Below are 14,875 nucleotides of genomic sequence, written 5' to 3' on the forward strand. Positions count from 1 at the left end.
GATTAACGTGCGCGGAAGACGATACGACCTTTTGATAGGTCATAAGGAGTCAACTGTACAGTGACTTTGTCACCCGTTAAAATACGGATGTAGTTTTTGCGCATTTTGCCAGAGATGTGGGCTATCACCACATGTCCATTTTCAAGCTCTACGCGGAACATTGTGTTTGGCAAGGTCTCAAGGATAGTGCCCTGCATTTCAATGTTGTCTTCTTTCGCCATTAATAAGTTATCCCATTAGCCTTCAAATTTGAAAAATCGGGCGTATCATGCCCCAAAAACACTGAACTGTAAAGGGCGTTAACAAGAAAGAGCGGTAAGATTTTCACCAACTTGCCAACCGAGAGCTGTTAAAATTTGATATGGACGATATTGGCGTTTGTAACTCATTTTTCTATTTTGATCAATTTGATAGCCCAAATACAAAAATCGCTTACCCAATGATTTTGCTAATTGGCACTGAATTAAAATCATCAGTGAGCCCAGCGAACGTTCGCCATAATCAGGGTCAAAGTAGCTGTAAATTGCTGAGAAACTCTGTGCCATTTCATCGGTTACAGCTACCCCAATTAATCGGTCTTGATCAAACACTTCAATAAACATCGGCGGTAACCAATCTGATAATAAAAAATCATCATATTGGGTTGGCGATGCAGGAAACATAGGTCCATCGTTGTGACGTTCATTAATGTAGCGTTGATATAAATCATAGTGCTCTGGTCGTGATGTATGAGAGACTTTCCAATGTAAATCTTGGTTGTTTTTCAAGGTTCTTTTTTGACGTTTTGATAACGCAAAATCATTCACATTCAAGCGAATAGACTGACAAGATTGGCAACTTGGACAACGGGGTTTATAAACAGCATTGCCGTTACGACGAAATCCCATCGCCAGAAGTTGTTCAAACAGCGCAGGGTCTATTTGTGGCTCTTGAATCACCAACAATTGCTCTTTATTACCTTCAATATAGTTGCAATCAAAAGGTTGGCTTATACCGACGCTGACCGATTTAGAATTCAATAAATACCTCTTGTTTGTTCCATATTGACGCTGAAGTTGTACGATCTCTGTACTGATGAAGCAGCGTTAAAAATTCGCTTCTTGGTAACGCTTTAGCCCCAAGGCTCACTAAATGAGGGTTCATCACTTGAGCATCAATTAACTGAAAATTGTGTTTCACCAAGTGCTGATTCAGTATAGCAAATGCAGCTTTTGATGCGTTGGTTTGGCGATGAAACATCGATTCACCACAAAAAACGCCTCCCACAGGAATACCATACAGTCCGCCCACTAATTGTTCACCATCCCACACTTCAATAGAATGAGCTTTACCTTGTAAATGCAGTTCGTAATAAGCCATTTGGATTTCGGCTGAAATCCATGTGCCATCTTGAGTGTTACGGGGCCCAGCACAACCGGCAACAACATCTAAAAATGCCTGATTAATGGTAAAGCGCCATGCAGACTTCTTAAGACATTTAATTAAGCTTTTACTGCCAAAAGGATGACTCGGCGTGAACACCGCTCGAGGATCCGGTGACCACCATAAAATGGGGTCTTTAGCGTTAAACCAAGGGAATATACCTTGGTAATAGGCTTGTGCTAGGCGATCTGGCCGTAAGTCTCCTCCGATGGCTAATAAACCATTTGGATCGGTAAGAGCTTGCTCTGGCGGCGGAAAGCCGATGGATTGATTTAAATAAGACAGTGAGTTCACAATTGAGTATATTATTTGTAATACCTTATCGTTAACTTAGCGGAAAATGGCCATGTTTAAAATCATAACTGTAAGTGTGAAGAGTATTTTTGCAGTATTACTGACTATTTGTTTGTTTTGTGGTCAAAGTCAAGCTGCTTACGAGCGAAATCAAGCTGTCCCTGTAGAGAAAGTTATCTACGGTCACATCGAATCCATTAAGCACGTGAGCGAAAAACAGTTGGTTGAAGACAGCCATAGCGGCTGGAAAACCTTTGGCGGTGCCTTGGTGGGTGGTGTGATAGGGCATCAGTTTGGTGGTGGCTCGGGTCAGGATGTTGCTACTGTTTTAGGCGCTCTCATCGGTGGTGGCATGGGCAGCCAACAGGGTCGTTCAGAATACTATCTTGAAAATAAGCTCGTTGAGCTAATGATTACATTAGACGATGGTTCTCAAGTGATGGTGATTCAGGATGTGGATCCCGGGATGAGTTTTAATGCAGGTGATGAGGTTAGGTTAGTGTACTTAACAGGTTATGTTAGGGTCGACCTTGCCATGTAATCATGCACATAACACAAAAGGAGCCTAGGCTCCTTTTGTGTTATGTGCAGTGGGAAATGTCATTATTTAAAATGATTAGAACCCACGAGGCAATGTTTGTGGACCTGATGCCTTTTCGAGTTTTAGGCGCCAAAACTGCTTAGGGGTTAATCCACCTGAGGTTGATGTAGCCTTTTTATCCAATGTTTTTTTCGCGACAGATTTTATTGCTAACTTCTCAATTGGTTTTGCTACAGCTTTAGTTGAGCTGGTTGCCACAGATTTTGAAGATGAAGCCGTTGTTAATTCAGCATGCATAGATTCAAGTTCGCTAAAGCGTACTGATTTTGCACCATCAATTTTGTACCAACTGCCAGATTGCTCAATAGAAACCGCTTTGCCAGACTGCTTTTCAAGAGCCGTTTGTAATTGGCTGATGACCTCTTCTTTAGTCAATGTTGTCATAGTTAATAACCTATTTGTTATCATGTTAAATGAAGGTTGTTACTAATTTTAAAGTGTTAAGACTACAAAAGTCCAATTCGGATTGAAAATGCTGAATTATCCATCTAAAAGTTGGTTTTATCGACGGTTTTAGGGGCGTTATTCAAATAACTAAGCTTTGACTATACTAAGGCCTGTTGATCTTTTCTGGTTAAATTTTGTTCGAGTAAAAACGTTTTATTCGAGATGAATGGATTGATGCCTAGTCATCTAAGCAAAATGCATTCAATAAAGAGTAAAACGTTTTTAGCCGAACCCTTCGGGCAGCGTTTGTTGACCATTTTTAATGCGTTATCGACTTTTTATGTAGAATAACGACACCTCAAAGTCTCTGCCTTATAAAAGTGGTCAACAACTTGCTGCAACAATAACCTTGAAAGATCAACGGCCCCTAGGATTACATTTGCCTAAAGCCAGTTTTATGAACTCATTAAGAGGTAACTTCTTTTCGTATTTAAAACTATTTTTTCGATTGGATAATCTTCGCGAGACCGACAGTATTGGGGTAAACTAATAGCATTATCATTCAGCATCCTAGCAATATCGTGTGAGTCATTATGGTTAATATTATCAATAACCCTATATCCTCTGCCGGCTGAGGTTAGTTAAATTTAGAGGAGTTTTATGTCCACAAGTTATCAAAAACCGGTTGTTTCTCGCCAAGCATTAGCATCTTATCTTGAGACGTTTTTAAACGTGAATGCTTTTAAAGATTATGCGCCAAATGGCTTACAAGTTGAAGGTAAGCCAAACATTCGCACTATTGTTACCGGCGTTACAGCATGTCAGGCATTAATCGATGCAGCCGTTAAGGTCAACGCCGATGCGATTTTAGTTCACCATGGTTTTTTTTGGAAAAATGAACCCGAAGTGATCACTGGTATGAAATATCGTCGCATCAAAGCATTAATCGATAATGACATGAGTTTATTTGGCTATCACTTACCGTTAGATGCCCACCATGGCGTGGGCAATAATGCCCAACTAGCCCAACAGTTGGGCATTATTAGCCCAAGGGTTTATGAGCATGTGGCCCAAGATTTATTATGGCATGGACATTTAGAGCACCCATTAACGGTTGCTGAGTTTAGTGAGTTGCTCTGCAGAGTATTAAACCGTAAACCCTTGCACATAGGTGATGAGACCAAAATGATCTCAACCTTGGCTTGGTGTACTGGTGGCGCACAAGACTACATCGATTACGCGGCGCAAATGGGTGTTGATGCGTTTATTAGTGGTGAAGTATCAGAGCGTACATTCCACACAGCAACGGAACAGGGAATTCATTATTTTGCTGCTGGGCATCATGCTACTGAACGCTTTGGTATTCAAGCTTTAGGCGAGCATTTAGCGGAGAAATATAATATTGAGCATCATTTTATCGATATTGTAAATCCGGTGTAATGTAATTAAGATCTTTACGGTTAGACGTGTCGGTTCCGATCTTAATTTGTTTGTAAAGGCTTTGATAGATAAAAAATGTTGCTTGTGACGTCAGTTCTCTACCTGACTCGCCGACATTGAATAAAGCCGGTATCGTTGATGATAGATGACCATGAGTGGATTAAATTGTTTCTTTTTGAGATTGAGTAAATGACCGAGTATTTTTTACAAGCCTTTATTTATTTAACCGCTGCAGTCATTGCTGTTCCTTTAGCGAATAAGTTGGGATTAGGTTCAGTACTCGGCTACCTTATAGCCGGCGTGGTTATTGGACCTATTATTGGTTTAGTCGGTAGTGAAACCAATACTATTCAACACTTTGCTGAATTTGGCGTAGTAATGATGCTATTTTTAGTTGGTTTAGAGCTTGAACCTAAAATGCTCTGGTCGATGCGTAATCGTCTATTAGGCCTTGGTGGCTTGCAAGTTGTGGGGTCTGTTGCTGCGGTGATGGTTTGTGCCATATATGCTGGGTATCAACTGAGTATTGCATTAACAATTGGATTAATTTTTTCTCTTTCATCTACTGCAATCGTGTTGCAAACCTTATCTGAAAAACGTCTCAATAAAACCCATGCTGGAAAGAATGCCTTTTCGGTATTGTTGTTTCAAGATATTGCCGTTATTCCTATGCTGGCTTTTATTCCATTATTAGCCTTACCCGAATTAGTTGAGCAAGCTCAAGCCGCAGTAAGCAGCATGAGTGAACAGCACGAGCAATTGAGCCTTGTCGCCTCTTTACCTGGTTGGGCTTATGCCATTGTGTTGTTGTTAGCGATTAGTGTCGTGGTATTAGGCGGCCATTATTTAAGTCGACCATTATTTAAAATAGTTGCCGAATCTGGTGCGCGTGAAATATCCACCGCGGCAGCACTCATGCTTGTCATCGGTATTGCGGCATTAATGAGTTTGGTCGGTATTTCACCGGCATTAGGCACTTTTCTCGCGGGGGTAGTGCTAGCAAACAGTGAATTTAAGCACGAGCTCGAAGCCAATATAGGTCCGTTTAAAGGCTTATTACTCGGGTTGTTTTTTATTACCGTTGGTGCCGGAATTGACTTTGGGGTGTTGTTTGCCGATTTTGGTGAAATAATTGCCATCACCTTAGGTGTTATGTTGATTAAAGCGCTTGTGCTGTATGTATTAGCATTGATTTTTAGGATTAAAGGCAGCGATCGTTGGCTATTTACCTTATGTCTTGCTCAAGCAGGAGAGTTTGGCTTTGTACTGCTGAGTTTTAGTGTGCAACAACATGTTATTCCTACTGATTTAGCCCAAATATTATCTATTGTGGTTGCGTTATCAATGTTTTTAACCCCGGGATTATTTATCTTATTTGATAAAGTTATCTATCCACGCTTTCAAGTAAAAACCAATCAACGTGAGCAAGATGATATTGATGACGAAGGCACGGTAATTATTGCGGGTATTGGCCGTTTCGGCCAAGTAGTCAATCGCTTTTTAATATCAAATAATATAAAAACAGTGGTACTCGATTACCAAGTGTCACAAGTTGATACCATTAGGCGTATTAATACCAAAGCTTATTACGGTGATGCAACTCGACCCGATTTATTAAAAACTGCGGGTATTGAACAAGCTTCGCTTTTTGTCGTGGCTATCGATAATCGCGAAAGTAGCGTTGAGTTAGTTAAGTATTTGCATCAAACCTATCCCAAGCTGAAGATTGTCGCCAGAGCCTTCGATCGAGGTCACGGACACTTGTTAAAAGAAGCGGGGGCAGATGTCGTCGAGTCGGAAACTCATCATTCAGCTCTTGAGCTTGGCGTATCATCGTTACAATTACTTGGTAACAGTGAAGAATATGTTATGAGACGAAAGGCAACCTATAAGCGCGTTGAAAAAGAAGCTTCAAAGCGTTTGTACTATTTTTGGTTGAAAGAGTCTGCAGGTGAGCGCTTTAGTAACGATTTTATTAAGCTGTTTATGTTGTATGAGGAACGTTTAAAGCAAGCTATGGCAGATGATAATGCCGCTCATCAAGCTGATGTGGGTAATCAACTTGATGTTACATCAACTTCAAAACCAGATGTTGATGTGAGTTCTAAACATTAGCACCACTTTATAGTTGTAGATTAATCATTTAATTTGATTGATGCTCTTGAATATTGCCAATATATTTTTTAACCTTTAAATGATAAAACAAAAAAGACCGCCGCGGCGGTCTTTTGGTTTACAGCGTTAAGTGTTACTTAACTCGCATGCCAGGCTGTGCGCCTTCATGAGGTTCTAGTATAAACAAGTCTTTACCACCAGGGCCTGCGGCTAATACCATACCTTCTGAATCACCAAACTTCATCGTGCGTGGGGCAAGGTTAGCCACCATTACGGTGAGTTTACCGACTAAGTCTTCAGGTGCATAAGCCGATTTAATACCCGCAAATACTTGTTTGGTCTCGCCGCCTAAGTCTAATTCAAGACGCAGTAGTTTATTGGCTTTCTCAATATGTTCCGCTTTGCTGATTCGAGCAATACGTAAGTCAATTTTAGCAAAATCTTCAAAGCTTATTTCTGGGCTAATAGGATCTTGTGCTAATTGATTAACAGTTTGTGTCGGCGCGTCGGTTTTAGGTGCGTCGGTATTAGTTGCTTGCAAGTTTTCTTTAGAGGCATCGATAATCGCTTCAATGCTCTTAGGTTCAATGCGTTGCATTAAGGCTTTAAATGGCGCGATTTCATGACCGGCTAAATCGAGGCTTAAATTGTCCCATGTTAAGGCTACTTGTAAAAAACTTTCCACATTTTCGGCAAGCTTAGGCAATACAGGTTTAAGGTAAGTCACCAAAATTCTAAATAGATTTAATGCATTACTACAAACTTGATGTGCTTCATCTTGTTTATCGTCTTGCTTAACTAATTGCCAAGGTGCGGCATCAGCAACATAAGCATTAGCAATATCTGCTAGCGCCATAATTTCACGCATCGCTTTACCAAATTCGCGAGTTTCATATAATTCAGCAATCACTTCGCTTTTGGCTAAAAAGATATCTGTTAAGCTGCTGTCGGCAACCTTGGCTAATTTGCCATCGAAACGTTTACCGATAAAACCGGCAGTGCGTGATGCAAGGTTAACTAATTTACCGACCAAATCTGAGTTAACGCGCTGGGCGAAATCTTCTAAATTTAAATCCAAATCATCAATACGACTGTTTAATTTAGCTGCGTAGTAATAACGCAGATATTCAGGATCTAAATTATCTAAATAGGTACGCGCTTTAATAAATGTGCCTTTTGATTTAGACATTTTTGAGCCGTTAACCGTGACATAACCGTGAGCATAAACACTGGTCGGTTTACGAATACCAGCCCCTTCAAGCATTGCAGGCCAGAATAAACTGTGGAAATAAACAATGTCTTTACCGATGAAGTGATACACCTCTGCGGTTGAGTCTAGGCTCCAAAAATCGTCAAAGTTCAAGTCATCACGCTTGTCACAAAGGTTTTTAAATGAACCCATATAACCAATAGGTGCGTCTAGCCAAACATAAAAGAACTTACCCGGTGCATCGGGGATTTCAAAACCAAAATAAGGTGCATCACGGGAGATGTCCCATTGTTTGAGGCCTTGTTCAAACCATTCGTTAAGTTTGTTAGCCATTTCTTGTTGTAATGAACCCGATTGAATCCACTCTTTTAGCATGCCTTCAAATGCTGGCAGGTCAAAAAAGAAATGCTCGGTGTCTTTCATTATTGGTGTAGCACCCGATACGGCCGATTTGGGATTGATCAAATCCGTAGTGCTGTAGGTTGCGCCACAATTGTCACAGTTATCGCCGTATTGATCTTCAGACTTACATTTAGGGCAGGTACCTTTAACAAAACGATCGGGTAAGAACATTAACTTTTCAGGATCATATAATTGCGAAATGATTCTGGTTTTAATGTAACCGCTATCTCGTAATTTTATATATATGTCACTGGCTAAAATGCGATTTTCTTCACTGTGGGTACTATGAAAATTATCAAATTGGATGTTGAAATCGGCGAAATCTTGCTGATGTTCTTTTTGAACCTGCGCAATCATTTCTTCTGGTGTAATACCCATTTGCTGTGCTTTAAGCATAATGGGTGTGCCATGAGCGTCGTCAGCACAAATGTAGTGGCATTCGTGGCCGCGCAATTTTTGAAAACGTGACCAGATATCCGTTTGGATATATTCAAGCATGTGGCCTAGATGGATTGGGCCATTGGCATAAGGAAGGGCACTTGTGACCAGTATTTTACGCTGTGATTTTGTCATTTTGTCTCGATATCAAATTACACCAAAAATATTGCCTGATACTAACTGATTAGCAGACCTTTTTCAGCAAAACATGACGTAAAAAGCCTTATTAATCGCTATTTTTTTACTAAGTTCTGATACACTTGTGCAAATTTCTGCTTCGGAGTCGCCGTTTTGGTCAATACGCATACCAATTATCAATTAAGTGATGAATTATTGTCACCTGTGTTAGATATTTTAGAAGCATTTGAAGATCCTTATTTGCATAAAGGTTTAGTCAGTGCAGGATGTGTTACAGCATTGTCGATAGAAGGAAAACGTCTACAACTCAGTTTAGTTTATCCTTATCCGTGCATGACACAGTACCGCGACACCGTGATGGCAGTGACCAACAAATTGGCTGTGCTTGACGCGATTGATGAAGTGGAATGTGAAATCGATTTCCAACCACGGGTATATTCAGCGCTGCCAGCAATAGCACCTATCCCTAACGTAAAACAAGTTATCGCTGTGGCATCTGGTAAAGGCGGTGTGGGGAAATCAACCACCGCGGTAAACCTTGCTTTAGCCTTAAAAGCTGAAGGTGCTGAAGTAGGCATTTTAGATGCTGACATTTATGGCCCGTCTATTCCATTGATGTTAGGTATCCCTAATTTTCGTCCTCAATCGCCAGATGGCAAGCACATGACACCCGCCTTGGTTCATGGTATTTCAGCTCAATCAATCGGTTTTATGCTCAGCGGTGATGAAGCGGCTGTGTGGCGTGGGCCAATGGCAGCAGGGGCGCTAGCGCAGCTGTTAAATGAAACCCAATGGCCTGAACTGGATTATTTAATCATCGATATGCCGCCAGGAACCGGTGACATTCAATTAACCTTATCGCAAAAAGTGCCCGTTAGCGGTGCAGTGATTGTGACTACGCCACAAGACATTGCCTTAGCGGATGCTAAAAAAGGCATTACCATGTTCAATAAGGTCAATATTCCAGTATTGGGCATTATTGAGAACATGAGTTTTCATCTGTGTCCAGAATGTGGTCATAAAGAACACCCATTTGGTACTCATGGTGGTAGTCAAATAGCAGAACGTTATAACGTGCCGCTATTAGGCTCACTACCATTGCACATCAATATTCGTGAATCTATGGATAATGGTACGCCGAGTGTGATGAGCGAACCAGAAAGTGAAGTATCAGGGATATATCGCGAAATTGCCCGCAAGCTTGGGGCTGAGCTAGCACTTCAACAAGTACAATCAACCGTAAAAATTAGCATATCAGAAGACGAGTAAGGTTAAGAGATGAATTCTCAGCAGTGTGTCATTATTGGGATTGCCGGTGCGTCGGCTTCAGGTAAAAGTTTAATTGCTAAAACAATTTTTGAAGAATTGTGCCGTGATTTAGGAACCAATCAAATTGGTGTGATTAACGAAGATGCCTATTATCATGATCAAAGCCATTTAAGCATGGAAGATCGAGTAAAAACCAATTACGATCATCCAAAAGCGTTAGATCATCAATTGTTAGCAACTCATTTAACTCAGCTTAAACGAGGTGAAGCGGCTAGCATTCCTTGTTATAGCTATACTGAGCATACTCGCACCAGCGAAACGCTTAATATGCAGCCTAAAAAAGTGATTATTCTAGAAGGCATTCTGTTATTAACCAACCCTAAGTTACGTGAGTTAATGGATGCCAGTGTGTTTATGGATACGCCATTAGACATTTGCTTTTTACGTCGGTTAACTCGTGATGTTGCTGAGCGTGGCAGAACAATGGAAACGGTTATTTCACAATATAAACGAACCGTACGCCCGATGTTTTTACAGTTCATTGAACCGTCAAAGCAATATGCTGACATTATCGTTCCACGTGGCGGTAAAAATCGTATTGCCACTGATATTTTAAAAACGAGAATTCAGCATTTGTTGGCTAAATAGCCTTATTTGGGAGAGAGTGCAGCATGCGTTTAACCGATATAGAAATTGAACAATGTTTAGACAATGGCACCATTATTATCGTTCCACGTCCTGGCATAGAAGCCATTTCTGGAGTGAGTGTGGATGTACGTTTAGGCAGCCAATTTCGAGTATTTAAAGACCATACTGCACCTTATATAGATTTGAGTGGTCCTAGTGCAGAAATGCAAATAGCACTTGATCGAGTCATGAGTGATAAAATAGAAATTGCTGAGGATCAAGCTTTTTTCCTTCATCCTGGTCAGTTAGCCTTAGCGGTAACCTTTGAAAGTGTCACATTACCTGCAGACGTAGTAGGGTGGTTAGATGGTCGCTCATCGCTTGCGCGCTTAGGCTTAATGGTGCATGCAACTGCGCATCGTATTGATCCCGGTTGGCAAGGTAAAATAGTACTTGAGTTTTTTAACAGTGGCAAATTACCGTTGGCACTTCGTCCGGGAATGACCATAGGCGCGCTCAATTTTGAACGTTTAAGTTCCGCGGTTGCCCGTCCTTATAACACTCGTAAAAGCTCAAAATATAAAGATCAACAAGAGGCTGTCGCAAGCCGGATCAGTCAGGATAAATAATGACGCCGGTTTGGGTTAACCACATTGAAAACGGACTCATAAATCCATTTGATCGTGGCGTTGCTTATGGTGATGGTGTTTTTGCAACCATGCGCACAGCATCCACTGATATGACCGCAGGGGTGTTATTCCTAGACGGGCATCTTTGTCGTTTGCAGCAAAGCTGTGAGCGTTTAGGTATTGAGTGGTGTCCAAGCGACTTATTAATACAGCAGCTGAACCAACTTGCGAAGCAATATCCACAACATTGTATAAAGCTTTTGCTGACTCGTGGTGTGGGCGGACGTGGTTATCAAGCTCCTATCAATACCAACGTGACCGAAGTGGTGTCAGTTCATGCTATTCCTGATCATTATCATGATTGGCAGCAAAGCGGTATCGCGCTAGCATCATCGCCTATTTCTCTCGGTAGACAGCCGCTTTTAGCGGGAATGAAACACCTTAATCGATTAGAGCAGGTGTTAATTAAATCCCAACCTTTACCTCTTACTCACCAAGACTGGTTGGTGTTTGACTGTGACGGTAATGTGATAGAGTCATCTATTGCTAATATTTTTGTCATTAACAATAATCAAGTGTTTACCCCAGCAATAACCCATGCAGGCGTAAGCGGGGTGATGCGTGAAATAATGATTGATACTTTGCTCTGTCATGGTATTGCTGTTATGGCAACGCAACTCACGCTTAGTGATATTAAAGCCGCTGAGCATATATTTATAACGAACAGTTTATTTGGCATTATTGATGTAACCGCCATAGACGATTTTCAATTTAGCCGTTGGACGCAGACATCGCGATTCAGGCACGTTCTGAGTGTGAATTTATCATTATGATTAGAACCATAAAAACATTATTATTAGCCAGTTTTATTCCTTTATTTGCGGTGCTTTGCCTCGGTGGATATTGGCTCATGTCCGGATTAATTACTTATCAAAAACAACCATTACAGTTAAATGAAATCCAAACGTTAATGGTAGAACCTGGCACAACAGTGATTAAACTTGCGCAGCAGCTTGAGCAACAATCATTGATTACTGATAGCTGGAAAGTTAAATATTTGGTTAAACTTGAACCTAAATTTGCCAATATTAAGACGGGTTTATATCAATTGATCCCCGGCGATACGTTAGAAGCATTATTTAAACGTTTATATCTAGGTCAACAAGTGGTCTTTAGTGTGACACTAATTGAAGGTAAAACCATTGCCGAGTGGCAACAGACACTCTCAACGACTGAACATCTAGCAAACAATAACGACGACTTTAACCAAGTGTTATTACAAAATGGTGATACTTCTGGTTTGCCTGAGGGTAAATTTTATCCGGAAACATTCCATTATCATGCTGATGATAATTTACAGACTATTTTAAATCGCAGTTACAACATGATGCAAGTGAGCTTAGCGCAAGCGTGGGAAGGTCGTGATCCTGATTTGGCTTTATCGTCTCCTTATGAATTATTGATTATTGCTTCGATTATTGAAAAGGAAACCGGTAAACCTGAAGAGCGCGATTGGGTATCGGCGGTATTTAATAATCGACTTAAAAAAGGCATGCGCCTGCAAACCGATCCTACGGTAATTTATGGTATGGGTGAACGTTATAAAGGCAACATTACCCGTAAAGATTTACGTCAAGCTACGGCATTTAATACTTATACCATTGATGGTTTACCGCCAACGCCTATTGCCGCTCCTAGCCGTGCATCATTATTTGCAGCGGCTAATCCCGCTAAAGTAAATTACCTCTACTTTGTATCGCGCAATGATGGCAGCCATGTGTTTTCAACTACATTGAAAGCCCATAACAATGCCGTAAACGAATTCCAGAGAAAAAGAAAATGAGTCAACAGCAAGGCAAGTTTATTGTCATTGAAGGATTAGAAGGTGCTGGTAAATCAAGTGCGATAGCTCTTGTTAACAATATGATTAAGCAGCATATTGGTCGGGCTCCTGTGTGCACTCGCGAACCCGGCGGTACGCCATTGGCAGAAAAAATTCGCGATTTAGTCAAAATTGCCGATGAAACGGATCCATTATGTGACGAAGCAGAATGTTTACTGATTTATGCTGCCCGAGCACAACTTATCGCCAACGTTATCAAACCAGCATTAACCGCGGGTCAATGGGTGTTGGGAGACAGGCACAATTTATCTTCATTGGCTTATCAAGGCGGTGGCAGAGGGTTAATGCCATTAGTGAAAGCGGTTAGTGATGCGTGTTTACGAGGCTTTAAACCTGATCTCACCTTGTATTTGGATATTGACCCTACACTCGGTTTAAGCCGTGCAGCCAGTCGTGGCAAGCTCGATAGAATAGAGCAACAAGCGATTGACTTTTTTGAGCGAGCCAGACGAACCTACTTACAATTAGCCCATGACGATGACAGCATCGTAGTGATTGATGCCAGCCAATCAATGGAACAAGTTCATGATGATATTCGGCTACAGTTGCAACATAGATTGCCCACTCTTATGGGTGAGTTTTGATAGATTTCGACAAGGATAAATGTGGCACATGAGTGATTATCAGATTGACCAATTACCTTGGCTAGCCGATCCACATCAACGTTTTGTTGATCAACATTATCGTGGAAAAAGCAGCCATGCTCATTTGTTCAATATTGATCAAGCGTTAGGGGGTGATAAGCTCGCTAAGGCTTGTGCTCATACTGTGCTTTGCCAACAACTTACCCCAGTAGGTGCTTGCGGCCAATGTAAAAGTTGTTTGTTATTAGCTGCCGGTAACCATCCTGATTTATATATTATTGAACCAGATGGCAACCAAATTAAAGTCGATCAAATTCGTCAGCTCTGCCAAGCATTAACCCAAACAGCTCAACAAGGTGGTGCGCGCGTAGCGGTACTCGTTAACGCCGAGCGACTAAATTTAGCCGCGGCCAATGCATTACTGAAAACCCTTGAAGAACCTGGTGAAGATGTTGTGCTTATTTTGCAAACAAACACATCTGCCCAGTTATTAGCCACTATTACGAGTCGCTGCCAAGTACTGAATTTTGTTGAACCCACCAAGTTAGCTATCCATCACTGGTTAGCTGAGCAGCAGTTGTTACCCGCAGCCAATGCAGAGGGTAAAACTCACGATGTGACTTGGTGTCTTAGTGTTGTTGGTGGGCCACTCGCGTTAGCGAGTAGTTTACGCGGTCAGCATTATCAACAACTACTGATATTTCGCCAAGATTGGGCTCAAAGTTTAAAAACCGGTCATTTAAGCAATAGTTTATTGAAGGTGTCTGAGCAACAAATTGTTGATGCACTTAATGTTTTGTATTTGTACTTACGCCAATATGTGTTAAAAAGTAGTAAGATAAAAGCTCATCCTGCTGGCCGTCAGTCGTTAAATCCACTGGTTCAAGCTAAAGTGATTGAGCTTGCTGGGAGAGTAATGAGGATGTGCCATAAGCTTGAAACGATGCCAAGCGTCAATCCCCAAGCATTATGCCAGCAATATGTACTCGCATTTAGGCAGTTAACTAATTAAATATCTTTGGTTATACTGACTTTTAACTTTTTATGGAAATAAAATAATTACTTATGGTCGATCTTGTTGTTAACTACGATACATTACATAAACTCTATCGTGCTTATATGCCGTTTATTAAGCCTGCAGGTTTATTTATTGCGACTACAGAAAGTCATTTTTTAGGCCAAGAGCTTACTATTGCTTATCGATTACCTAATGCAACCCAGACCAATGAATTTAAAGGCGCTGTAGTATGGATTAATCCATTAGGCGCATCGGGTGGGCGACCTGCGGGTATAGGGGTTAAAATTAAAACCGATGTTGAAAGCCATAAACATCATATTGAAAAGTTATTATCGAGTGAACTTGCCTCTGGCGATTTGACCTGCACTATGTAGCTAGGTATTCTTGCACATTGAGTT

Annotated in this window: 16 protein-coding genes; 11 read left to right on the forward strand and 5 right to left on the reverse strand. The window is 41.1% G+C overall.

Features of this window, described 5'->3' with window-relative positions; genetic code table 11:
* Positions 1 to 2 precede the first annotated feature (2 nt).
* The 3 genes from infA to aat all read right to left on the reverse strand — a co-directional run bounded on the left by infA (position 3) and on the right by aat (position 1,716).
* Positions 3 to 221 carry a translation initiation factor IF-1 gene (gene infA / locus EGC82_RS09870; protein WP_011496276.1) on the reverse strand — a complete coding sequence of 73 codons (219 nt, stop codon included), beginning with the start codon at positions 219 to 221 and terminating at the stop codon, positions 3 to 5.
* 78 nt (positions 222 to 299) lie between these two features.
* Complete coding sequence (locus EGC82_RS09875; RefSeq protein WP_124730600.1) at positions 300 to 1,019, reverse strand: arginyltransferase; 720 nt, start codon at positions 1,017 to 1,019, stop codon at positions 300 to 302.
* Complete coding sequence (aat, locus tag EGC82_RS09880; protein ID WP_124730601.1) at positions 1,009 to 1,716, reverse strand: leucyl/phenylalanyl-tRNA--protein transferase; 708 nt, start codon at positions 1,714 to 1,716, stop codon at positions 1,009 to 1,011. Before aat ends, EGC82_RS09875 begins: the two co-directional genes overlap by 11 nt.
* Before the next feature lie 52 nt (positions 1,717 to 1,768).
* Between aat and EGC82_RS09885 the strand changes: the two genes are divergently transcribed.
* On the forward strand, positions 1,769 to 2,257 hold the full coding sequence (locus EGC82_RS09885; RefSeq protein WP_415837633.1) for an outer membrane lipoprotein: 489 nt from the start codon (positions 1,769 to 1,771) through the stop codon (positions 2,255 to 2,257).
* Positions 2,258 to 2,332: 75 nt separating this feature from the next.
* Here EGC82_RS09885 and EGC82_RS09890 read toward each other — a convergent pair whose 3' ends face one another.
* Positions 2,333 to 2,701 carry a hypothetical protein gene (locus EGC82_RS09890; RefSeq protein WP_124730603.1) on the reverse strand — a complete coding sequence of 123 codons (369 nt, stop codon included), beginning with the start codon at positions 2,699 to 2,701 and terminating at the stop codon, positions 2,333 to 2,335.
* A gap of 663 nt (positions 2,702 to 3,364) precedes the next feature.
* Here EGC82_RS09890 and EGC82_RS09895 point away from each other — a divergent pair.
* Positions 3,365 to 4,144 (forward strand): Nif3-like dinuclear metal center hexameric protein, encoded by a 780-nt coding sequence (locus EGC82_RS09895; RefSeq protein ID WP_124730604.1) that lies wholly within the window; start codon positions 3,365 to 3,367, stop codon positions 4,142 to 4,144.
* Positions 4,145 to 4,333: 189 nt separating this feature from the next.
* Positions 4,334 to 6,259 (forward strand): monovalent cation:proton antiporter-2 (CPA2) family protein, encoded by a 1,926-nt coding sequence (locus EGC82_RS09900; protein ID WP_124730605.1) that lies wholly within the window; start codon positions 4,334 to 4,336, stop codon positions 6,257 to 6,259.
* Positions 6,260 to 6,392: 133 nt separating this feature from the next.
* On the opposite strand, the gene metG is transcribed toward EGC82_RS09900, so the two are convergent.
* Positions 6,393 to 8,444, reverse strand: coding sequence for a methionine--tRNA ligase (metG, locus tag EGC82_RS09905; protein WP_124730606.1), 2,052 nt, complete (start codon positions 8,442 to 8,444; stop codon positions 6,393 to 6,395).
* Between the two features lie 156 nt (positions 8,445 to 8,600).
* Between metG and apbC the strand changes: the two genes are divergently transcribed.
* Genes apbC through EGC82_RS09945 form a run of 8 tightly spaced genes read left to right on the forward strand, consistent with a single transcriptional unit; the run spans position 8,601 to position 14,851 of the window.
* Positions 8,601 to 9,716: an iron-sulfur cluster carrier protein ApbC gene (gene apbC / locus EGC82_RS09910; RefSeq protein WP_124730607.1), complete on the forward strand. Its 1,116-nt coding sequence runs from the start codon at positions 8,601 to 8,603 to the stop codon at positions 9,714 to 9,716.
* A 9-nt stretch (positions 9,717 to 9,725) separates the two neighbouring features.
* Positions 9,726 to 10,364, forward strand: coding sequence for a uridine kinase (gene udk, locus EGC82_RS09915; protein ID WP_124730608.1), 639 nt, complete (start codon positions 9,726 to 9,728; stop codon positions 10,362 to 10,364).
* 23 nt (positions 10,365 to 10,387) lie between these two features.
* Positions 10,388 to 10,972, forward strand: coding sequence for a dCTP deaminase (gene dcd, locus EGC82_RS09920; RefSeq protein ID WP_124730609.1), 585 nt, complete (start codon positions 10,388 to 10,390; stop codon positions 10,970 to 10,972).
* Positions 10,972 to 11,805, forward strand: a complete 834-nt coding sequence (gene pabC / locus EGC82_RS09925; protein WP_124730610.1) for an aminodeoxychorismate lyase — start codon at positions 10,972 to 10,974, stop codon at positions 11,803 to 11,805. The genes dcd and pabC overlap by 1 nt, the downstream gene beginning before the upstream one ends.
* Positions 11,802 to 12,815, forward strand: coding sequence for an endolytic transglycosylase MltG (mltG, locus tag EGC82_RS09930; RefSeq protein ID WP_124730611.1), 1,014 nt, complete (start codon positions 11,802 to 11,804; stop codon positions 12,813 to 12,815). Before pabC ends, mltG begins: the two co-directional genes overlap by 4 nt.
* Positions 12,812 to 13,459, forward strand: a complete 648-nt coding sequence (gene tmk / locus EGC82_RS09935) for a dTMP kinase (protein WP_124730612.1) — start codon at positions 12,812 to 12,814, stop codon at positions 13,457 to 13,459. The genes mltG and tmk overlap by 4 nt, the downstream gene beginning before the upstream one ends.
* 19 nt (positions 13,460 to 13,478) lie before the next feature.
* Positions 13,479 to 14,471, forward strand: coding sequence for a DNA polymerase III subunit delta' (gene holB, locus EGC82_RS09940; protein WP_415837631.1), 993 nt, complete (start codon positions 13,479 to 13,481; stop codon positions 14,469 to 14,471).
* A 53-nt stretch (positions 14,472 to 14,524) separates the two neighbouring features.
* The gene (locus EGC82_RS09945) at positions 14,525 to 14,851 is read left to right on the forward strand and encodes a PilZ domain-containing protein (protein ID WP_124730614.1); all 327 of its coding nucleotides are present in this window, start codon (positions 14,525 to 14,527) and stop codon (positions 14,849 to 14,851) included.
* The last annotated feature ends 24 nt before the right edge of the window (positions 14,852 to 14,875 follow it).

It is taken from the genome of Shewanella livingstonensis (genome assembly GCF_003855395.1).
Classification (GTDB): Bacteria; Pseudomonadota; Gammaproteobacteria; order Enterobacterales; family Shewanellaceae; genus Shewanella; species Shewanella livingstonensis.